We start from the raw sequence: 21,698 nt of genomic DNA, 5'->3' as shown, positions 1-21,698 counted from the left end.
TTCCTACCTCAGCATCTGAACTTGATCAATGAGGTGGCGCACCGGGTCTCGTGAAGAAAGCCTTTCCCGAACCTGCAACAGCATTATGACTTGCTGCTCATCTTCATTGGTTAAGGTGGCGCGGCGGGAGATTTTTGTGAGGAGCATCAAAGCTATTCTAATCAAATACTCGTTATTGAATCCTGGGGTGTTGAACACTTGGGCCAACTGAAAGTCAGCAGAGCGATTAGCATACTCATGCGACTTGTAGATAGTTTTGTCTTCTAAGCTTAGAACGTACCCATTATCGCTGGTGAGACCAGCAACAATTTGAGGCGAATGGGTAGCGATTACGAAGTGGCAGCCTTTAAATTGCTCAAACGCTTTTTGTAGGTGGCCGATAATATCGCTTTGCCATTGTGGGTGAAGGCTAATTTCGGGCTCATCAATGCAGATGAGCGCATCATCCTGTATAGAACCAGCGATGCCCAGAATCATCACCAGCATGCACTGCTGTCCGGAGCTCGCTTGAGAAAGCTTTAGCCGACTTTTTGTAGACTTGACGCTCAAGGTGAGATCGGTAACACGGACAGCACCCTGTTCCAATGCATAAGCCAACTCACGCAGATCAAAAGCATGGTGCGTCCGACTACCATGTGTCAGATGAATCTCATAATTAATGCTTTTACGATTATTTATATACTTTAGTATTGGATATAATCGATCTATTACAGATTGATTTTTGCTGATCTTTTTGCTTAACGAATAACTATCTTCATTCAAATTAATTACTGCTTGCTCTTCGGCCTCTTGCTTCCTCCAGTATTGTTTGAACTTTGGATCAAGAGTAACATTAAACTCTAAGAGAGGTTCGAAATCTAAATACTCAAAAATATTAGCCATGCTGGAAAATTTCCAGCTATGGGCTTCAAGCCCACTGATAATAGATGCCAGGCTACGCGTCAGGGAAGATAGGTTGCCATGCTCGGAAGGAGCAATGTAATGATAGCGCTCGAAAAGCGACATGGTCTCGCGCGGTTTGGGAAAACGATCATGGCGACCTGTAGATACAGCGATTACTATACTGGGTGCTTCTTCAGAATACGGCGAGAGGATTAGCTCCTCGGAGGGTGACGACGTACTGTAATTGCTCCATGACTTAGAATTATTTTTATCCTGATAACGTTCCCTATCTGACAACTGTTCATTGTCAAATATATAATGACTCGCAATTTTCCTCAGCAGACGACTTTTGCCCGTCGCATTTTGCCCCACGACAAGGCTGAACACATTATTTCCATATGGATCGGCGCTAAGTGTTAGAGGCACCCAAGTATGATCCGTCGCGACTGCTTCAATAATAAATGCCATTCCATGCTCACTGTTGTGTAAATCGGCCGTTGAAGAAGTCCTTCCGAACCGATAGATTACAATATCACCGTTTGAGCCGTTTCTAGTGACGGTAACTCGTCTTGGGCCAAAAAGCGCGGCGCTATCAGTAGTACACGCAGCAGCCTATCAATTTACTGACTTCGGTGAAAACCTGTGAATCCTACGCCATAAGCAGCTAGCCGCACAATCGGGTGCATAGTGCTAGGTGGAGTGGTGATGGCTTCTGAAACTTTGTCGCGGATGGCATCGATCACTGATCACTAGGCCGTCTTGAAGTAAAACCACACCGACTCAGTAGAGAGAATCTTTTATTCGAGTCGTTGACCTTCTTTGGTCAATTGCAGTCTATTCATCGTAAAGGCCACTTCGGTCGGTGACTTTCGCATACCCTCATCAAAGCTACCCCTAACAGGTAAGCACGATAGACTGCCATACGTAGGACAACATCATTCATTTAGTTCTCCCATCGCCTGTGACCAACTGGGTGAATTCATAAGGATAAATTTAGAGATAGGGGACCTCAGACCTATAAATAAAATCATTTAAATTCATATGGTTATAAATATTTTCGACTCCTGGTGCCGCACCATACGCAGTATCAAAAAAGGCTCACCTTCACGGTGGGCCTTTTTTGTTTGCGTCGTTGACGCCAATCAACCTCTCCCCACGCATACCGCTTAGCCTGAAATCCCCAGGCCAGAACGGAGCATGCGCCATGGCCAAGAAATTCCCACACAACCCCAGCCACCCCGAGCGCATCTGCTGGGGCTGCGACCTGTATTGCCCGGCAAAAGCGCTGGCCTGTGGCAATGGTTCTGAACGGACCCAGCACCCGGCGGAACTGTTCGGTGAAGACTGGGAGCGCCAGCCCCAGCAGAACCAGGCGCTACTGCCGCATGCCGATGACAAACCTTGAAATGCTTTCCCTCGATGCGTTATAGCTAAAAAGGCATCCATAAAGAAAAGAGGCACTACAAGCCCCCATGCACGAGATCACACGTATCTATCGGTCCCATGGCCCGCTTGCCGCTCTGCTTGGCAAGGCCACCGGGCCCTTCCCTGCCGTTGTCCGATCTACCCTCGGCTGCTCTCCTCTCTCGACGCTGTTCCACACGCTGTCGATTCCACCTCGAGACATGCTGCTGGCGCACAAGCGCAAGCGCCCCGTGCCTCCACCTGCCTGCTGACACCTGAAGTCTTCACCCATCCACAGCCCTAGGCCTGTTGCCGTTCGGGGTTGGGGAGGTTTTGCCTTTTTTCGTGTTTACAGGACATCCTCATGACTATTCGCGTTGCCATCATCGGCGCCGGCCCGTCAGGCCTGGCGCAACTGCGTGCTTTCCAATCCGCCCATGCCAAGGGCGCACCTATGCCCGAAGTGGTCTGTTTCGAAAAACAGGCTGACTGGGGCGGCATGTGGAACTACACCTGGCGCACTGGCCTGGACCAGCATGGCGAACCGGTCCACGGCAGCATGTATCGCTACCTTTGGTCGAACGGCCCGAAGGAGTGCCTGGAGTTCGCCGACTACAGCTTCGATGAGCATTTCGGTCGGCCGATTTCTTCGTATCCTCCTCGCGAGGTGCTGTGGGACTACATCCAGGGCCGAGTGAAGAAGGCCGGTGTGCGCCAGTACATTCGCTTCAACACCGTGGTCAAGGCCGTGCGCTTCGATGACCAGAGCCGCACATTCACTGTCACTGCCCATGACTACGCTCAGGGTCAGGGCATCGAGCAGGTATTCGACTACGTGGTGGTGGCCAGCGGGCACTTCTCCACGCCGAACGTGCCGTCGTTCCCGGGCTTCGAGCGTTTTTCAGGACGCATCCTGCATGCCCACGATTTTCGCGATGCATTGGAGTTCGCCGGCAAGGACGTGCTGATCGTCGGCAGCAGCTACTCGGCCGAGGACATCGGCTCGCAGTGCTACAAGTACGGTGCCCGCTCGATCACCAGCGCCTATCGCACCCAACCGATGGGCTACCAGTGGCCCAAAGGGTGGGAAGAGCGACCGCAGCTACAGCGGGTCGAAGGCGACGTGGCGCACTTCGCCGACGGCTCCAGCAAGCAGGTCGATGCGATCATCCTGTGTACCGGCTACCAGCATCACTTCCCATTCCTGCCTGACGAGCTGACCTTGCGCACCGACAATCGTCTGTGGCCGCTGGGCCTCTACCAAGGCGTGGTCTGGGAGGCCAACCCGCAGTTGCTGTATTTGGGCATGCAAGATCTCTGGTACAGCTTCAACCTGTTCGATGCCCAGGCCTGGTTCGCCCGTGATCTGATGCTTGGCCGCATCCAACTGCCGGACCAAGCCGCCATGCAGGCCGACAGTGCGCGCTGGCGTGCCGAGGAAGAAGCCTTGGAGAGCACCGCCTCGATGTACCAATTCCAGGGGCGCTACATTCAGCACCTGATCGGACAAACCGATTACCCAAGCTTCGACATCGATGCAGTCAACCGCATCTTCCTCAAATGGAAGCACGACAAGAAGCACGACATCATGGGCTATCGGGACCGCTCCTACCGTTCGGTGATGACCGGTACCGCTGCGGTGCCGCACCATACTCGCTGGCTGCAGGCGCTGGACGATTCGCTGGAGGAATACCTGCGCGAGACGGCAGAGCCCGGTGATGTGCAGGTCCTGAGGCAGGACAAGCGCTGACGCGCGCCCGCGACCGAACACAAGCCGCGCGCAGGTAATAGTCTTTTACCGAATCCCTTGGTTTTCCGCGCGCGGCCTTTGCCTATCCTAGTGCGGGTCATCCTGTCAGCGATGGACCCATGAAAGACGCGCTCCCCACCCGCTACGCCTGTCTGGCCGCCTGCCTGTTGTTCACCTTCGCCAGCATTCCATTTCTTGCCCAACACAGCTGGCTCTGGCCGCTCACCCTGCTCACTGCCCTGCTCAGCCTGGTCGGTCTCAATGACCTGCGCCAGAGCCATCATGCCGTGCGCCGCAACTACCCGATCCTGGGCAACATCCGTTACCTGATCGAGACCATTCGGCCGGAGATCCGCCAGTACCTGATCGAGGGCGACGACGACAAGCTGCCGTTCTCCCGCTCGCAGCGCTCACTGGTCTATGCCCGCGCCAAGAACGAGAGCGCCGAGAAGGCCTTCGGCACACTCAACGATGCCTACAAGCCTGGCTTCGAATTCATCAGCCATTCGATGGTACCGGTGCAGACGCCCGACCCGGCGTCGTTTCGCATCGACATCGGTGGCCCGCACTGCCGGCAGCCGTATTCGGCGTCGATCTTCAACATCTCGGCCATGAGCTTCGGCGCGCTCAGCGCCAATGCCATCGGCGCCTTGAACAAGGGCGCGCGCCTGGGCCGCTTCGCCCACGACACCGGCGAAGGCAGCATCAGCCCTTACCACCGCGAACACGGTGGTGACCTGATCTGGGAAATCGGCAGCGGCTACTTTGGCTGCCGTACCGAAGAGGGCCGCTTCGACCCGGTGCGTTTTGCCGAACAGGCGCGCGATCCCCAGGTGAAGATGATCGAACTCAAGCTAAGCCAAGGCGCCAAGCCCGGTCATGGCGGCATCCTGCCTGGGCACAAGGTCAGTGTCGAGATTGCCGCCACCCGTGGTGTGCGGGTCGGCGAGGACTGCATTTCGCCAGCCGCGCACAGTGCCTTCCACACGCCGCTGGAGCTGCTGCATTTCATCGCCCGCCTGCGTGAGCTGTCTGGCGGCAAGCCGGTGGGCTTCAAGTTCTGCCTGGGCCATCCCTGGGAGTTCATGGCCATCGCCAAGGCCATGCTGGCCACCGGGATCACGCCCGACTTCATCGTCGTCGACGGCAAGGAAGGTGGCACCGGTGCCGCACCGCGGGAGTTCAGCGACAACATGGGCGTACCCATGCGTGAAGGGCTGATGTTCGTGCACAACACACTGGTCGGCCTGAACCTGCGTGACCGCGTGCGTATCGGTGCAGCCGGCAAGATCGTCAGTGCCTTCGATATCGCCAGTACGCTGGCCATCGGTGCTGACTGGGTCAACTCGGCACGGGGTTTCATGTTCGCCATTGGCTGCATCCAGTCGCAGAGTTGCCACACCAACAAGTGCCCTACCGGCGTGGCCACCCAGGATCCGCTGCGCCAGCGCGCCCTGGTGGTGCCGGAAAAAGCCGAACGGGTGGCGAGCTTTCATCGCAATACCCTGCATGCCTTGGCCGAGATGCTTGCGGCGGCAGGCCTGGAGCATCCTTCGCAGCTCAAACCCAAACACCTGGCAAGGCGTATCAGCCCGAGCGAGATCAGCCTGTTTTCCCAGTTGCACCAGTTCCTCAAGCCCGGCGAATTGCTCAGCGGCTCGATCGAGAACGAGTTCTATGCGCGGATGTGGCGGATGGCCCGCAGCGACAGCTTCGCGCCGCAAACCGCAGACAGCGTTGCGCCAATGGCAGCGGTACGCCGAAAAGAAACAGCCCCGGCATGAGCCAGGGCTGTTCGGGACGCGAGTACGGGATCAGAAGACGTTGATCGGGTACTCGACGAAGACGCGGACTTCGTTACCGCTGATGTTGTACTCGCTGGATTTCTGCGAGACACGCAGGATGGAGCTGCGCAGTTTGACGCTCAGGTCCTTGGCTGCACCGCTCTGTACCACGTACTTGAGCTGGTTGAAGATCTCGCGCTCGGTACCGCCGGTGCTGGTCGAAGTGGTGATGTTATCGCCACGAACGTACGCAACGTTGTAGGTCAGGCCTGGAACACCGAAGGCGGTGAAATCAAGACCGTAGCCCAGCTGCCAGCTGCGCTCGTCTTCGGCGTTGAAGTCGGACCAGTAGGAGTTGGCCAGGAAGATGGTGCTGCCGCCATCGCCTACGCGGCGTTGGTCTTTCTGGTAACCGCCGTAGGCGTAACCCAGGTTGCTGTCGCCGGTCGAGCGCTGATGGGCCAAGGTGAACGAGTGCGGACCGGTGGCGAAGGTCGCTGCCAGGCTCCAGATCTTGTTGTCGTCGCCGGTGATACCGTTTTCGCGGACATAGGAGTTGTCCAGCTTGGTGCGGTAGCCGTTGAAGTCCAGGGTCAAGGACTGATCCTTGCTGATCGGGAATACGTAGTTGGCGCCCACGTATTGCTTCTTCAGCACGTCTTCGACATCGGAGGCATACAGCGCAGCAGTGAACTGGTCGGTGAACTTGTAGCTACCGCCCAACACGTTGATCGACTTCAGGCCACCGCTGTCACGACCTTCGGCGCTTTTGCGCGATTCAGCAGTGAAGCGACCGGCATTGAGCTCAAGACCTTTGATCTCCTTGGAGGTGATCAGGGTACCGGTGTAGCTTTCCGGGAGCAGACGCGCGTTGTCGTAGTTCAGAACAGGCAGCGTAGGCATCTGGTCACCGTACTTCAGTACAGTGTTGGAGACACGGAACTTGACCGCTGCGCCACCCTTGGAGAGGTCATCGGCAGCGTTGCCGCTGTCGCCTTTCTTGAAGAAGTCGATCCCTTGCGCGCCGGAGTGGCCCTTGCCGCCATCCAGGCGCACTGCGTACAGACCGAATGCATCAACACCAACGCCCACGGTGCCTTGGGTGAAACCGGACGAGAAAGTACCGATCGCCGCCTGGCCCCACTCGGATTTGTCCTTGTTGCCGTCCTTGTAGTCGCGGTTCATGTAGGCATTGCGCAGCAAGACGTTCAGCTGGCTGTCTTCAACGAAGCCCTTGCTTTCGGCCTGGTCGTTGGCCTGGGCCTGGGTCGCGGCGATCATCGCCAGAGCGACCAGGCTGATCCTGGTTTTCAACATCTTGTTTTCCTTATTTCTGAATTTTTAAACGCTCTGCAACCTGACGCCAGGAACCAACGCCCCTTCGTAGGTTCGACGCTATGCGGATCCAAAACTGAAAAAAGCCCGTCATGTGACATGCAGCGGGCTTTGTACAACAGCATGGCCAAGTCATGGCCAGCAGGCGTTGGGCGAATCCTAGCCCCGGCTGATTCGAGATGTCAAAAAATCGTGAAAGGCAGATGCTTATAACCAGATTCACGACAACAACCCGTGAATTTCTGGAGAAATCCGCACAGCATTAGGTTTTTTCCCTATGGCGCAGGCCCGCCCTGTGTTGCCATCTTGCGCTTCCAACGCTCGCGGTAGCCCCGAAAGTGGGTTGAGTATTTTTTACAAATAGAAACACCTGTAAAGACAACACCTTACAAATTACCCAAGCGACCACTAATAGCACTCGTTATCATTCGCACTCAATTTTCATTTATTGTTTTGCGGATTCTCAATGTCGGTACCCTCCCACCTTCCCTCTTTATCCTTTGGCCTGTCGCTACTGCTTGGAGCAAGCCTGGCCAGCGCCGCCACCACCACCCTGCCGGAGCTCTCGGTCACCGCCGACCGCGAGCGCGAAGACGACAATCCTCGGGTTCACGAAGTCAGCACGGCAACCCGCACATCTACCCCGGTTCGCTACGTGCCACAGGCCATCGACACGGTGAAGACCCACAACGTCCTCGACTACGGCAGCTTCAGCCTGGGCAAGGCACTGGAGGGCATTCCCAACGTCAGCAATGGTGCCGATACCCGCTTCGACAGCTTGCGCATCCGTGGCTTCGACGCCAGCAACGACTTCTATCTGGACGGCGTACGCGATGACAGCCAATACGTGCGCGACCTGCACAACATCGAACGGGTCGAAGTACTCAAGGGGCCAGCGGCGGTTCTCTATGGCCGTGGCAGCCAGGGCGGTATCGTCAACCGGGTCAGCAAGGCCCCGGAGCACGGCCGGCGCTCGAGCATCGAGGCCCAGGGCGGTAGCGAAGACCTGCGCAGCCTGTATGCCGATCTGAGCGCTGACCCGACCGATACCCTCAGCCTGCGCCTGAACCTCGGTAATGCCGACAACAACAGTTTCCGCGACGGCATCGACGGCAGCCGCCAACTGTTCGCACCGTCCATGAGCTGGCAGCTGACCCCGCAGCTGAACTGGCTGGTGCAATACGAATACAGCCGCTACAACCGCACCCCCGACCGCGGCATTCCTGGCGATCCGCAGACCGGGCGCCCCGCCGATGTCAGCCGTCATACCACCTACGGTGATACCCAGCGCGACTTCATCGATGACCGTGCCCAGTCGCTGCGCTCGCGCCTGAACTACGAGCTCAATGACCAGTGGCAGCTGCGCCATACGTTCAGCCTTTTCAATTTGGAGAGCGACTTCGACAACACCTACCTCACCGGCTACATCCCTTCCACCGGCCTGGTGAGTCGCCAGCGCTGGCAGCAGGACCTGAGCACTCGCAATCTATTCAATACCTTCGAGACCGAAGGTCATCTGCAAACCTTCGATCTCGAGCACACCCTACTGGTGGGCCTGGAGCTGGGCGAACAGCGCCGCAATTCGTTGTTGCATCAAGGGGTCGGCGTGCCTTCCGTACCGCTGGGAGGCTCCAGTGGGCAACACCAGCACACCGGTGCGCTGAAGGTATCGAGTAACAACCACACCCGCGTGGAAAGCGCTGGCCTCTATGTGCAGGACCAGATACGCCTGAACGATCAATGGCAACTGCTGGCAGGCGTGCGCTTCGATCGCTTCGAGGTGCAGACTACGAGCAAAGTGAAGAACCTCACGGAAACCCAAGAGAGCACCAGCACCAGCCCGCGCGTGGGCGTGGTCTATTCCCCATGGCGCGAGCACTCGTTCTATGCGTCCTGGAGCAAGACCTTCTCACCGGTCGGTGGAGGCCTGATCGGCATCACACCTGGCGCTCCGGGCAATGGCAACGATGCAGGCCCTGAGCTCACTCGGCAGAAGGAGATCGGGGTCAAGAGCGATTGGTTCGACGAACGCCTGAGCACCACTCTCGCCCTCTACGAGCTGGAGCTGTACAACCGCCGTACCCGCGACCCGAACAACCCCGAGCTCATCCAGCTCAGCGGCGAGCAGCGCTCAAGAGGCATCGAATTGACTGTCATGGGCAATGTCACCGGCAACTGGTACGTGCGCGGCGGCATGGGGCTGCAGGATGCGACCATCGTCAAGGACAACAATGGCCAGCAAGGCAACCGCATCAACGATGTGGCCAAACGCAACGGCAGCCTCTTCGTCACCTGGAAACCAGAGCTCGGCTGGTACGCCGAAACCGGCCTGACGCTGGTAGGCGATCGATTCGCCGACAACCAGAACACCGTCAAGCTGCCCGGCTATGGCCGCTGGGATGCGCTGGCGGGCTACCGCACCCACGATTGGGATGTGCGCGCGGCCTTGAGCAACCTCACCGACAAGACCTACTACAGCTCGGCCACCAGTGCCAGCCAAATCCAGTTCGGTGATCCACGCAGCCTGGTGGTGACCGGTACCTACAGCTTCTGATTCAGGTATCCGATCTCGTCAGGCCAGCCAAGGCCGAAAAAAAACGCCACCGCGATAAACACGGTGGCGTTTTCGTTTGGGCGAGCGTGCACCCAATCAGTGCCAGACGGCCATCAACGCTTCCAGCTCAGCCTCGCTGATCAGGCCCTGCGGATATCGCCCATCCAGTAGACGCCGTGGATCGTCCGCCTTGAAGCGATAGCCTCCATGGCTTTTCAACCATTGGGCCAGAATCTTGAGCGATTCGTGGTCCATCACCGAGGAAGGCATAGCCGACTCACTTGCTGCATTCATGTCCACACGTACTCCAGGTGCCGTGAGCGGCTAACTTACGTTGGTTTTATTACAGAACAGCAAAGCTGCTATCTGACTGAAACACCTGAAAAACAATACAAGACATATGCCATCGCCCCCCTCCGGTAATCGGCAGCCACAAAAAAGCCCGTCAATGGACGGGCTTTTTTGTGATCGGGGGTTTAGCGCTTGACCGGCGCCGGCTGTTGCTGGGTCAGGCAGTGGATGTTGCCGCCACCCAGAAGCAGCTCACGGCCTGGAATCATGACGACTTCGTGGTCCGGGAAGACCTTGGCCAGGATCGCTCTGGCCTGGGCATCAGCGGGGTCATCGAAGCTCGGGGCGATGATGCCGCCATTGACGATCAGGAAGTTGACATAGGAGCCGGCCAGACGCACGGACGGGTCACGCTCCTGGCTGCCAGCCACATGGTCGACGCCTGCGCACTCTTGCTCAGTGGCGTACAGCGGGCCCGGGATCGGCATTTTGTGCACGACGAATTCACGGCCTTTGGCATCGCGGCTGTTTTTCAATACCTCGTATGCGGCGTGGCAACGCGCATAGTTGGGGTCGTTGGAATCATCGGTCCAGGCCAGTAACACTTCGCCTGGGCTGACGTAACAGCAGAAGTTGTCGACGTGCCCGTCGGTCTCGTCGTTGTACAGCCCGTCCGGCAGCCAGATGATGGTTTCGACGGCCAGATGCTCACGCAGAATGTCTTCGATCTGCTCGCGATTGAGGTGCGGGTTGCGGTTGCGGTTGAGCAGGCACTCTTCGGTGGTGATGAGCGTACCTTCACCGTCCACATGGATCGAACCGCCTTCGAGTACGAAGCCCTCGGTGTGGTAACGCTGGCAGCGCTCCATTTCCAGGACCTTGGCCGCCAGTTCCTCGTCACGGTTCCAGGGCGCGTACAGGCCGCCGTCGAAGCCGCCCCAGGCATTGAAGCCCCAGTCCACACCCCGCACTTCGCCATGGTCGTTGATGACGAAGGTCGGGCCGGTGTCACGCACCCAGGCGTCGTCGTTGCTGATTTCCACCACGCGGATGTTGGGGACATCGAGCTGACGACGGGCGTTCTCGTACTGGCCGGCAGAGACGGCGACGGTAACCGGCTCGAAGCGGGCGATGGCCTTGGCAAGCGTCACATGCGCAGCTTGCGCCGGCTTGCCGCCCAGGCGCCAGTTGTCCGGGCGCTCTGGCCAGACCATCCAGACCTGGGTTTGCGGCGCCCATTCGGCGGGCATATGGAAACCGTCGGCACGCGGGGTCGAGTTGAGGGTTTTCATCGGTAACCTCTGCGAGGGCCCGGCGCCGACTGCGCCAGGTCATTGATAAAGAGGGCAGCTTACTCAGAAGCGGCCGTGCTTACACCATTATATACTCGATAAAAATCGAACTTAAAAGCTGAACGACAAATTATTTGGTCATAAAAAAGCCACCTGAGCCGATAACAATCGACTCAGGTGGCTCGATGACCTCGACTTAAAGCGCTTCGGACAGAATGCGGTCCACGCTGTCGACGAAGTAATCCACGCTCGCCCGGGTGGTGCACATGGGCGGCTTGATCTTGAGGATATTCAGGTAGTCCCCGGTGGGCTGCATGAAGATGCCCAGATCGCGCAGGCGATTGCACAAGGTCATGGTCTCTTCGGTGGCAGGCTCCAGCGTCTGGCGATCGCGCACCAGTTCAAGACCCAGGTAGAACCCGGAGCCGTGGGCAGCCCCCGCAAGTGGATGTTTATCGACCAATGCCTCCAGGCGCGCCTTGAAGTAACGGCCCACCTCGCGGGTGTTCTCCCAAAGGCCTTCCTCCTGCATGACATCCAGCACTGCCATGCCGATCCGGCAACTGACTGGGCTACCACCGGCCGATGAGAAGAAGTAACCCTCAGCCTCCAGGGCCTCGGCAATCTCCCGCCGGGTAATCACCGCGCCCAGTGGCTGACCGTTACCCATGCCCTTGGCCATGGTGATGATGTCCGGCACCACGCCCTGCTCCTCGAAGCCCCAGAAGTATTCGCCGAGGCGACCATAGCCGACCTGCACCTCGTCAGCGATGCACACCCCGCCCCGGGCACGGACCTTCGCGTAGGCCTCGCGCAGGTAGCCCGCCGGCAGCGAGATCCCCCCGGCATTGCCGTATACCGGCTCGCAGATGAATCCGGCCAGCTGCCGCCCCCGGGCATCGAGATCGGCCAGCTTGGCGTCGACATCCTGCAGGTAATCAGGTGCGCTGTCCGGCCCACGGAAACGTCCGCGGAAAGTGTTCGGTGCCTCCACCGGATGCACCCAGTCCGGCCGGGTTTCCAGCGCCTGCGGGTTGTCGGCGATGGAGGTGGAAATGGCGTCGGTAGCCACCGACCAGCCGTGATAGGCCTCCAGCACACTGAGCAAATCGCGCCCACCGCTGTAGGCCCAGGCCAGGCGGATGGCCAGGTCGTTGGCCTCGGTGCCGCTGTTGACCAGGAACACCCGGTCGAAGCCTTCCGGCGCCAACGCCAGCAGTCGCTCCGAGAACTCGGCTATCGCCGCATAGTGAAAGCGCGAGTTGGTGTTGACCAGCGACCACTGGCGCGCCGACTCGGCGGCCATGCGCGGATGCCCATGGCCCAGCACTGCGACGTTATTGAGCATGTCCAGGTAGGAGCGGCCCTGCATGTCGATCAAGTAGTTGCGCCAGCCCCGCTCGATATGGGGTGGCTGCGCGTAGTAGTGCTTCTGCGAGCGGGCAAAGCTGGCGTCACGGCGAGCCAGCAGGGCCTGGGCGTCGACCAAGGGCTCGGCGTCGCAATCGAAGCCCAGCAAGGCACGGGGGGACGGGCACACCGCCAACCATGCCTGGGCATGGGATGGTTTGGCGAAGAACGGCGGCTGATGTTGGTGATCCCGGCTCAACTGGACGCTCAGGAAGCCGCAGGTCAGCCCCAGGGTCTGCCCCTTGGCCAATGCCTGGCCGTCCTGCGGCGCTTCTTCCAGCCCTGCCAGCCATAGGCTCCAGTCGGGTGTGCGCAGCCGACCACGGCCCTCGCCGGTGCGCTCCCAGACACCTGCCTGCGGTGCCTGCAACGCGGTACCGGCGGGCACGTTCAGTTCCACACCCAAAGCGCAGGTGGCGGGCTCCTCGGGACGATCGATGTGCGTCTGTGACAACCGGTACTGCCCGTGCAGGGTGCACGCCGGCCCGGCCTGCCCGGTCAGCAGCCGCTGGTCGAAACCGGGCTGCTCCCAATTACCGGCTTCGCAATGAGGGCTGAGCACGCCCAGGTCGATGCGCGCCACCGCCTCGTCGGTCAAGGTCGGCATCAGCGGCGCACAGTCCGAAAGGGTCAGCGGTGCCAGGGCGTGCCCTGCGGCCTGGAGAATCGCAGCCTCCATCAGGGCAAAAGGCACGGCGCTGGCGGTGTCGAAGATTTCCCACTCATGGGCGATGTTGTCGAGGATGTACTGGTTGCCAGGCTCTACCTGCAACTGCTGTTCGCTGCTGAGCACCAGCACGGCCGCGCGCATCAGCACCAATGGCCACAAGGCTCGCAGCTCGGCCTCCTGCAGCGGATTGATCGCCTGGTACGCCTGGATCGCCGGCAGGATACGCAGCGGGTCGCCTTCGGCGTGGTGCAGCAGGGCAGCACAGGTCACGGACAAGTCGGCGATACGCCAGGTACGCACCAGATCGCCGAAGTCGATGACGCCCTGCAATTGCCACTGGCGCCCGGCATCACGCGCCCAGACCGCATTGTCATCGGTGATGTCCAGGTGCACGGCCTGGGCCGGCAGGTCATCGGCCAACGGCTGCAAGCGTTCGGCGGCCAGCCCGGTGAGTTGCTGCACACGGGCTCGACGGGACGGGTCTTGCAGTACCGGCAGCAAATGCTCGATCAGTGCCTTAGCGTGGCGCGGGTCCCACTGCAGGGTGCGCTCGAGGCCGGGATGATCGAAATCGGCCAATGCCCGGTCGACACGCGCGCACAGCTGGCCCAGTTCAGCGATCAGGCGCGGCTCCATGTGTTTGAGACGCGTCAGTGGCTGGCCCTCGATGTAGTCGAGCAGGCGCACCCGCAAAGACTGGCCATCGATGTCCACCGCTAAAAGATCCTGGCCATCGCCTGCCCGACGCACGGCCGGCACTGGCAAGCCTTGCTCCCGCAGGTAGGCGAGTGCCGCGTGCTGCGCTTCGAGCTCCACCTGCGCATAGCTGGCGTGGCAGGCCTTGAGCACGAAGCGGCCTTGTTCGCTGTCGAGCAGCAGGTTCAGGTCCTGCTGACTGCCCAACGGCTGCAAGGGTCCGTCCAGGTCGTAGTGCGCGCGCAGCAGGGCATGGGCCTGGGCTTCGCTCAGCGAAGGGTTGGGCTGGCGGGAACGCTGGATCAGGGTGCTCAAGGGCATGGAGTGGAACCTCGGTTTTTTTGTCGCTTATATCGCCACTGCTGCTGCCGATATACAAGAGGCTGGCGATAAAAGCCTTGGTTACAGCAAGGCAGTTCCAAACTGTCCGGCTTTGCCGGACAATGCCGCCGCACGAACAAAGGGCCAGACCGCAGCGACCCGGCCGACACGCTAAGCTCCACTGGAGCTTCCTTCAGACCCAGAGGTTCTTTCAGATGCGAATTCTCGTCACCGGTGGCGCCGGTTTCATTGGCTCTGCCCTGATCCGCCACCTGATCGACAATACCGAGCACGAGGTCCTGAACCTCGACAAACTCACCTACGCCGGCAACCTGGAGTCGCTGCAACGCATCGCCAGCAATACCCGCTACGAACTCGTCCAGGCCGATATCGCCGATGCGCCCACGGTCAGCGCCGTGCTGGAGCGTTTCCAGCCCCACTCGATCATGCACCTGGCCGCCGAATCCCACGTGGACCGCTCCATCGATGGCCCGGCGGAGTTCATCCAGACCAACATCGTCGGCACCTACACCCTGCTCGAAGCCACCCGTGCCTGGTGGAGCCGCCTGCCATCGCAGGCACGCGCGGCGTTTCGCTTCCACCACATCTCTACTGATGAGGTCTACGGCGACCTGCATGGTGCACACGACCTGTTCACCGAGACCACGCCCTACGCGCCAAGCTCGCCCTATTCGGCAAGCAAGGCAGCGTCCGATCATCTGGTACGCGCCTGGCACCGGACCTACGGGCTGCCTGTGCTGGTTACCAACTGCTCGAACAACTACGGCCCGTACCACTTCCCCGAGAAGCTCATCCCACTGATGATCCTCAGCGCCCTCGCCGGCAAACCGCTGCCGGTGTACGGCGATGGCCAGCAGGTGCGCGACTGGCTGTACGTCGACGACCACGCCCGTGCCCTGCTCAAGGTGGTGACCGAAGGCCAGGTCGGCGAGACCTATAACATCGGTGGCCACAATGAGCAGAAGAACATCGATGTCGTGCACGCCATCTGCGCGCTGCTCGAGGAACTGGCGCCTGAACATCCGGCGGGCGTGGCCCGCTACACTGACCTCATCACCTTCGTCCACGACCGCCCAGGCCACGACCTGCGTTATGCCATCGACGCCAGCAAGATCGAGCGGGAGCTGGGCTGGGTGCCGGAAGAGACGTTCGAGAGCGGACTGCGCAAGACCGTACAGTGGTATCTGGACAACCTCCAGTGGTGCCGCCATGTCCAGGATGGCAGCTACCAGGGTGAGCGCCTGGGACATTCCAATTTCAAGGACCTGATCGCATGAGCAAAGGCATCGTCCTGGCGGGGGGCTCCGGCACCCGCCTGCATCCCATCACGCTTGGCGTTTCCAAGCAGCTGCTGCCCATCTACGACAAACCGATGATCTACTACCCGGTCTCGGTGCTGATGCTGGCCGGCATCCGTGACATCTTGCTGATCTCCACCCCCCGGGACCTGCCACAGTATCGTCAGTTGTTCGGCGACGGCAGCCAGTTCGGCCTGCGTATCAGCTACGCCGAGCAACCCTCCCCCGACGGTTTGGCCCAGGCCTTCCTGATTGGCGAGCAGTTCATTGGCAACGATCCGGTGTGCCTGATCCTGGGCGACAACATCTTCCACGGTCAAAGCTTCACCGAGCAGCTGACCCGTGCGGCCAGCCATCCCACGGGCGCGACGGTGTTCGGTTACTGGGTCAAGGACCCGGAGCGCTTCGGTGTGGTCGATTTCGACGAGCAAGGTCGAGCACTCTCGATCGAGGAAAAGCCTGCCGAGCCCAAGTCCAGCTATGCCGTCACCGGCTTGTATTTCTACGACAACGACGTGATCGAGATCGCCAAGGGCCTGCGCCCCTCCCCTCGTGGCGAGTTGGAGATCACCGACGTCAACAATGCCTACCTCAAACGCGGCGACCTGCGCGTGGAGCGTTTCGGTCGTGGCTTCGCCTGGCTGGACACCGGAACCCACGAGACCCTGCTGGAAGCCTCGCAGTACGTGCAGACCATCGAGAACCGCCAAGGCCTTAAAGTTGCCTGCCTGGAAGAAATCGCCTACCAGAAAGGCTGGATCACCCGCGAGCAGCTGCTGGCCAAGGCAAACGAACTGAAGAAGACTGGTTACGGTCAGTACCTGAGCAAAATCGCCGAAGAGCCCGCATGAACATCATCCACACCGACATCCCCGACGTGCTGATCATCGAACCCAAGGTGTTCGGCGACAGCCGGGGTTTTTTCCTCGAGAGCTTCAACGCCAGGGATTTCGCCGCTCACACCGGCCTGGACATCACCTTCGTCCAGGACAGCCACTCCTATTCGCGCAAAGGCGTGCTGCGCGGCCTGCATTATCAGGTCGAGAATACCCAGGGCAAACTCGTGCGCGTGGTGCGCGGCGAGGTCCTGGACGTGGCCGTCGACGTACGTCGCAGTTCCCCGACCTGCGGCCGCTGGGTCGCCGCGCGCCTGTCGGCCGAGAACTTCCGCCAGATGTGGGTGCCGCCAGGGTTCGCCCATGGATTCGTGGTACTGAGTGAAGAAACCGAGTTCCTCTACAAGACCACCGACTACTACAACCCCGCAGCCGAGCGCTGCATCCGCTGGGACGACCCGACCCTGAACATCGACTGGCAACTGCAGGCGCCGCCGCAGCTGTCGGCCAAGGACCAGCTTGGCAAGCTGTTCAGCGAGCTCGACCTGCTGCCATGAAACCATTGAAGATCCTCGTTTGTGGCCATAACGGCCAACTCGCCCAAGCCTTGCGCCCGCAGTTGACCGACCTGGGCGAGGTACTGCTGCTCGGACGCGACCAGCTCGACCTGGCCAATCCCGAGCAACTGCGTGAACCGCTGCGCCGATTGGCCCCCGACCTGATCATCAACGCCGCCGCCCACACCGCAGTGGACCAGGCCGAGAGCGAGCCGGAGCTGGCGTTCGCCATCAACGCCGAAGGCCCGCGCGTGTTGGCCGAGCAAGCAGCGCGACTTGGCGTGCCGCTGATCCACTACTCCACCGATTATGTCTTCGACGGCGACAAGCCCACTCCCTACACCGAGGCGGACACACCCAACCCGCTGGGCGTCTATGGGCGCAGCAAGCTGGCTGGCGAACAGGCCATCAGCGCGGTGGGCGGCGAGCACCTGATCCTGCGCACCAGCTGGATCTACTCGCGGCATGGGCGCAACTTCCTGCTGACCATGCAACGCCTGCTGCAAGAGCGCCCGCAGCTGCGGGTGGTCGACGACCAAGTCGGCGCGCCGACCTGGGCCGGCACCCTTGCCGTCAGCACCCGCGCACTCATCGAGCGTTGGCAGGCAGGCCAGGCCGGCGCCTGGGGCCTCTACCACCTGACAGCGCAAGGCGAGACGTCCTGGTTCGGCTTTGCCCAGGCCATTGCCGAACACCTGCGTGCCCAAGGCCTGCCCTGCGCCGAGTTGCTGCCGATCCCGTCCAGCGAGTACCCGACACCTGCGCGCCGGCCGCTGAACTCGCGCCTGGACTGCTCGCGCCTGGCCCGTGAGTGGCAGGTCCAACAACCGCACTGGCACCAAGCGCTGATCGACTGCCTCAAGTAGCGCATAATTGCGCCAGATCCTTCTGGCGCATCCCTTGATGATTTCGACCTCCACGCCTCCACGCCGTCCCCGCTGGCGCAGCCTCGCCCTGCTGGCCCTGTGCCTGGCTCCGCTGCTCTGGCCGCTGCATCACCTGGCCGAGCGTTACTACCAGGAGGAACTGGCCTCACAAAACCGCCAGACCCTCGACCTCTATGTCGCCAACCTGCTGGGCACCCTGCACCGCTACGAGACCTTGCCGCAGATCCTAGGCGACCTGCCAGCCCTGCGCGGTGCGCTCCACGACCCGTTCAAGACCGAAGCGGTGACCAACGCCAACCGCCTGCTCAAGGAGATCGTCGAGCAAACCGGCGCCGAGGTCATGTATCTCATGGACGTCAGCGGCAATACCCTGGCCGCCTCCAACTGGGACAAACACGACAGCTTCGTGGGCCGCAACTTCGCCTTCCGGCCGTACTTCCTCGAAGCCATGCAGGGGCGCCTGGGAAGATTCTTCGGCCAAGGCACCACCTCGGCCAAGCGTGGCTATTTCTTCGCCGCTGCCGTGCACGAGCGGGACAAGATCGTCGGCGTGCTGGTCGTCAAGGTTGACCTGGACCACACCGAAACCCTGTGGGGTCGCACCCCAGAGCAACTGCTGCTCACCGACCAGAATGGCGTGGTGGTGCTGACCTCGCGACCTGACTGGCGCTTTCGCGCCACCCGGGCGCTGACCGCCGCCGAGCGCGAGGCGATCATCGCCATCCAGCCCTACCCGACCCAGGCCCCGCAGCCGCTCAACCTCGACACCGCTGCCTGGCTGATCCAGACCCGCAGCATCAAGGAAACCGGCTGGCAAGTCAGCATCCTCGCCCCGCGCACGCTGGTCGACCGCTCCGTGCAGACGGTCATGGCCATCGGTGCGGCCGCCTTGCTGGTGCTGATGCTGCTGGCAGGCCTGGTGATGCAGCGCCGACGCCACTACATCGACCGTATCGACTTCGAAGCCCGCGGCCGCCAGGAGCTGGAAAAGCGCGTAATGGAGCGCACCGCCGACCTCGAAGGCCTCAACACCCGCCTGAAGAAGGAAGTACTTGAGCGAGAACAGGCCCAACAGGAGCTGGTCCGCGCTCAGGACGAGCTGGTCCAGGCCGGCAAGCTGTCGGTGCTAGGCACCATGTCGGCCAGCATCAGCCATGAGCTCAACCAGCCATTGGCCGCTATCCGCAGCTATGCCGAAAACGCCGAGATCCTGCTCGATCATCAACGCATCGAAGATGCCCGTGGCAACCTCAAGCTGATCGGTGAGCTGACCGGGCGCATGGCCTCGATCATCACCCACTTGCGTGCATTCGCCCGTCGCGACCGCCACGCCCCGGAAAGCGTCGCCCTGCAACCGGCGCTCGATGATGCCCTGGCGTTGCTGGCCAAGCGCCGCCGGGCCATGGCCGTGGAGCTGGTCCGCGACCTACCCGACGCCACACTCTGGGTCCAGGCCGGCGAAACCCGCCTGCGCCAGGTGCTCGGCAACCTGCTGGCCAACGCCCTCGACGCCCTGACCGAGAAAGCCAACCCGCGCAAGCTGTGGCTCAGTGCCGAAACCCGCGACGGCTACGTCTACCTGTACATCCGCGACAACGGCCCAGGCTTCAGCAGCCAGGCCCTGGAGCACGCCAAGGAACCCTTCTTCACCACCAAGACCCGCACCCAAGGCCTGGGCTTGGGCCTGGCGATCTGTGAAAGCCTGATGCGAGCCCTGGGTGGCGAACTGCTGCTCGGCAACCACCCGGAAGGCGGCGCACTGCTCACCCTGCAGCTGCGCGTGGCCACGCCCGGCGCGAACCTGCAACCTTCGGAGGACCCCTCGGCATGACGACCGAGACACTCATCGACAGCCGCACCCAGGTCATCCTGGTGGACGATGACCCGCACCTGCGCCAAGCCCTGGGGCAGACCCTGGACCTGGCCGGCCTGAAAGTCGTGACGCTGGCCGACGCCCAGGGCTTGGCCGAGCGCATCGCTGCGGACTGGCCTGGCGTGGTGGTCAGTGACATCCGCATGCCCGGCATCGATGGCCTGCAACTGCTGGAGCAACTGCATGGGCGTGACAGCGACCTGCCGGTGCTGCTGATCACCGGCCACGGCGATGTGCCGCTGGCCGTGCAGGCCATGCGCGCCGGGGCCTATGATTTTCTCGAAAAGCCCTTTGCCAGCGATGCCCTGCTCGACAGCGTACGTCGCGCCCTGGCCTTGCGCCGTCTGGTGCTGGACAACCGTAGCCTGCGCCTGGCCCTGAGCGACCGCCAGGAGCTGTCCACGCGTCTGGTTGGCCAGTCGCCGGCCATACAGCGCCTGCGCGAGCAGATCGGCGCCCTGGCCGCCACCCGCGCGGACGTGCTGATCCTCGGCGAGACCGGCGCCGGCAAAGAGGTGGTGGCCCGTGCGCTGCACGACCTGTCGAGCCGCCGCGAGGGGCCTTTCGTGGCGATCAACGCCGGTGCCCTGGCCGAGTCGGTGGTCGAGAGCGAGCTGTTCGGCCATGAACCCGGCGCCTTTACCGGCGCGCAGAAGCGCCGCATCGGCAAGTTCGAGTTCGCCAATGGTGGGACGTTGTTCCTCGATGAAATCGAAAGCATGAGCCTGGATGTGCAGGTCAAGCTGTTGCGCCTGTTACAGGAGCGGGTGGTGGAGCGCTTGGGTGGCAACCAGCTCATCCCATTGGACATCCGCATCATCGCCGCCACCAAGGAAGACCTGCGCCAAGCCGCCGACCAAGGGCGCTTTCGCGCCGACCTGTATTACCGCCTGAATGTGGCACCGCTGCGCATCCCGCCGCTACGCGAGCGTGGTGACGATATCCTGGTGCTGTTCCAGCACTTCGCCGATGCCGCCAGCGCACGCCATGGCCTGCCGGCCCACAGCCTGCAACCGGCCCAGCGTGCCCTGCTGCTGCGTCACGACTGGCCAGGGAACGTGCGCGAGCTGCAGAACGCTGCGGAGCGCTTCGCACTGGGTCTGGAACTGGCCCTCGACGGCCAGGCGCCCAGCACTTACACAGGCCACGAAGCTGAGCGCAGCGGCACGCTCAGCGAACAGGTCGAACAGTTCGAGCGATCATTGATCGCCGCCGAGCTGGCCCAACCCCACAACTCCCTGCGCAGCCTCGCCGAAGCCCTCGGCATCCCGCGCAAGACTCTGCACGACAAGCTGCGCAAGCATGGCCTGAATTTCGAAGGCGGCGCCAGCGGACACGACGATCAGGAGGAAACCCGCCCATGACTACCGACAGCCAGTACCTGCAGTCCGTACTGCACAGCGACATTCCCCTGACCCGGGAGATGGGCATGGAAGTCATTGGCTGGGAGGACCACTGCCTGCGCCTGCAATTGCCGTTGGCGCCCAACGTCAATCACAAGAGCACCATGTTCGGTGGCAGCCTGTATTGCGGTGCGGTGCTGGTAGGATGGGGCTGGTTGCACCTGCGCTTGCGTGAGCTGGGAATCGATGACGGGCATATCGTCATCCAGGAAGGCCAGATCAGCTACCCGCTGCCGGTAACCGACACGGCCGTGGCACGCTGCGAAGCACCGGAAGACAAGACCTGGGAGCGTTTCGTGGCGATGTACCAGCGCCGCGGACGGGCTCGCCTGACCCTCGAGACGATCGTCTGCAACGCGGGCAGCGATGAGCCCGCCGTGAAGTTCAGCGGACAATACGTGTTGCATCGCTAGGCTTGCCGCTGCCGGGGGACG

General features: G+C 61.1%; 16 protein-coding genes. 11 read left to right on the top strand and 5 right to left on the bottom strand.

The genetic code is table 11. From position 1 onward, the window contains the following. Nucleotides 1-3 precede the first annotated feature (3 nt). The gene (locus tag BLS27_RS09745) at nucleotides 4-1,350 is read right to left on the bottom strand and encodes an AAA family ATPase (protein WP_090344368.1); all 1,347 of its coding nucleotides are present in this window, start codon (nucleotides 1,348-1,350) and stop codon (nucleotides 4-6) included. A gap of 736 nt (nucleotides 1,351-2,086) precedes the next feature. On the opposite strand from BLS27_RS09745, the gene BLS27_RS09740 reads away from it, so the two are divergent. The 3 genes from BLS27_RS09740 (at nucleotide 2,087) to BLS27_RS09730 (ending at nucleotide 5,820) form a co-directional block, all read left to right on the top strand. After that, on the top strand, nucleotides 2,087-2,287 hold the full coding sequence (locus tag BLS27_RS09740) for a DUF3079 domain-containing protein (RefSeq protein WP_043210996.1): 201 nt from the start codon (nucleotides 2,087-2,089) through the stop codon (nucleotides 2,285-2,287). A 363-nt stretch (nucleotides 2,288-2,650) separates the two neighbouring features. Continuing rightward, nucleotides 2,651-4,036 carry a flavin-containing monooxygenase gene (locus BLS27_RS09735; protein WP_090344365.1) on the top strand — a complete coding sequence of 462 codons (1,386 nt, stop codon included), beginning with the start codon at nucleotides 2,651-2,653 and terminating at the stop codon, nucleotides 4,034-4,036. A 119-nt stretch (nucleotides 4,037-4,155) separates the two neighbouring features. Further along, nucleotides 4,156-5,820: an FMN-binding glutamate synthase family protein gene (locus BLS27_RS09730; protein ID WP_090344362.1), complete on the top strand. Its 1,665-nt coding sequence runs from the start codon at nucleotides 4,156-4,158 to the stop codon at nucleotides 5,818-5,820. A 30-nt stretch (nucleotides 5,821-5,850) separates the two neighbouring features. Here the strand turns inward: BLS27_RS09730 and BLS27_RS09725 are convergent, their stop codons facing one another. Continuing rightward, nucleotides 5,851-7,137, bottom strand: a complete 1,287-nt coding sequence (locus tag BLS27_RS09725) for an OprD family porin (protein WP_043208349.1) — start codon at nucleotides 7,135-7,137, stop codon at nucleotides 5,851-5,853. Between the two features lie 484 nt (nucleotides 7,138-7,621). Here BLS27_RS09725 and BLS27_RS09720 point away from each other — a divergent pair, with 484 nt between their 5' ends. Then, on the top strand, nucleotides 7,622-9,709 hold the full coding sequence (locus BLS27_RS09720; RefSeq protein WP_090344359.1) for a TonB-dependent receptor: 2,088 nt from the start codon (nucleotides 7,622-7,624) through the stop codon (nucleotides 9,707-9,709). Nucleotides 9,710-9,805: 96 nt separating this feature from the next. Here the strand turns inward: BLS27_RS09720 and BLS27_RS09715 are convergent, their stop codons facing one another. From BLS27_RS09715 to BLS27_RS09705, 3 genes are all read right to left on the bottom strand, one after another. Beyond that, nucleotides 9,806-10,003, bottom strand: coding sequence for a hypothetical protein (locus BLS27_RS09715; protein ID WP_090344356.1), 198 nt, complete (start codon nucleotides 10,001-10,003; stop codon nucleotides 9,806-9,808). Between the two features lie 182 nt (nucleotides 10,004-10,185). Continuing rightward, a complete protein-coding gene (aguA, locus tag BLS27_RS09710; protein ID WP_043208342.1) occupies nucleotides 10,186-11,292 on the bottom strand; it encodes an agmatine deiminase in 1,107 nt (368 codons plus the stop codon). 196 nt (nucleotides 11,293-11,488) lie between these two features. Next, the gene (locus BLS27_RS09705; protein WP_090344353.1) at nucleotides 11,489-14,389 is read right to left on the bottom strand and encodes an aminotransferase; all 2,901 of its coding nucleotides are present in this window, start codon (nucleotides 14,387-14,389) and stop codon (nucleotides 11,489-11,491) included. 215 nt (nucleotides 14,390-14,604) lie between these two features. On the opposite strand from BLS27_RS09705, the gene rfbB reads away from it, so the two are divergent. Genes rfbB through BLS27_RS09670 form a run of 7 tightly spaced genes read left to right on the top strand, consistent with a single transcriptional unit; the run spans nucleotide 14,605 to nucleotide 21,677 of the window. Then, complete coding sequence (gene rfbB, locus BLS27_RS09700; protein WP_090344350.1) at nucleotides 14,605-15,687, top strand: dTDP-glucose 4,6-dehydratase; 1,083 nt, start codon at nucleotides 14,605-14,607, stop codon at nucleotides 15,685-15,687. After that, nucleotides 15,684-16,559: a glucose-1-phosphate thymidylyltransferase RfbA gene (rfbA, locus tag BLS27_RS09695; RefSeq protein ID WP_090344348.1), complete on the top strand. Its 876-nt coding sequence runs from the start codon at nucleotides 15,684-15,686 to the stop codon at nucleotides 16,557-16,559. The genes rfbB and rfbA overlap by 4 nt, the downstream gene beginning before the upstream one ends. Continuing rightward, nucleotides 16,556-17,101: a dTDP-4-dehydrorhamnose 3,5-epimerase gene (gene rfbC / locus BLS27_RS09690; RefSeq protein ID WP_043208335.1), complete on the top strand. Its 546-nt coding sequence runs from the start codon at nucleotides 16,556-16,558 to the stop codon at nucleotides 17,099-17,101. Before rfbA ends, rfbC begins: the two co-directional genes overlap by 4 nt. A 5-nt stretch (nucleotides 17,102-17,106) precedes the next feature. Next, nucleotides 17,107-17,967 carry a dTDP-4-dehydrorhamnose reductase gene (gene rfbD, locus BLS27_RS09685; RefSeq protein WP_043208367.1) on the top strand — a complete coding sequence of 287 codons (861 nt, stop codon included), beginning with the start codon at nucleotides 17,107-17,109 and terminating at the stop codon, nucleotides 17,965-17,967. A gap of 37 nt (nucleotides 17,968-18,004) precedes the next feature. After that, complete coding sequence (locus BLS27_RS09680; protein ID WP_090344345.1) at nucleotides 18,005-19,819, top strand: sensor histidine kinase; 1,815 nt, start codon at nucleotides 18,005-18,007, stop codon at nucleotides 19,817-19,819. After that, nucleotides 19,816-21,225, top strand: coding sequence for a sigma-54-dependent transcriptional regulator (locus BLS27_RS09675; RefSeq protein ID WP_090344342.1), 1,410 nt, complete (start codon nucleotides 19,816-19,818; stop codon nucleotides 21,223-21,225). Before BLS27_RS09680 ends, BLS27_RS09675 begins: the two co-directional genes overlap by 4 nt. Then, a complete protein-coding gene (locus BLS27_RS09670; protein WP_043208329.1) occupies nucleotides 21,222-21,677 on the top strand; it encodes a thioesterase domain-containing protein in 456 nt (151 codons plus the stop codon). The genes BLS27_RS09675 and BLS27_RS09670 overlap by 4 nt, the downstream gene beginning before the upstream one ends. The last annotated feature ends 21 nt before the right edge of the window (nucleotides 21,678-21,698 follow it).

It is taken from the genome of Pseudomonas guariconensis, assembly GCF_900102675.1.
In the GTDB taxonomy this organism is placed as follows: Bacteria; Pseudomonadota; Gammaproteobacteria; order Pseudomonadales; family Pseudomonadaceae; genus Aquipseudomonas; species Aquipseudomonas guariconensis.
The sequence above is the reverse complement of the archived record's forward strand: the minus strand, read 5'-3'. Positions and strand labels throughout refer to the sequence as shown.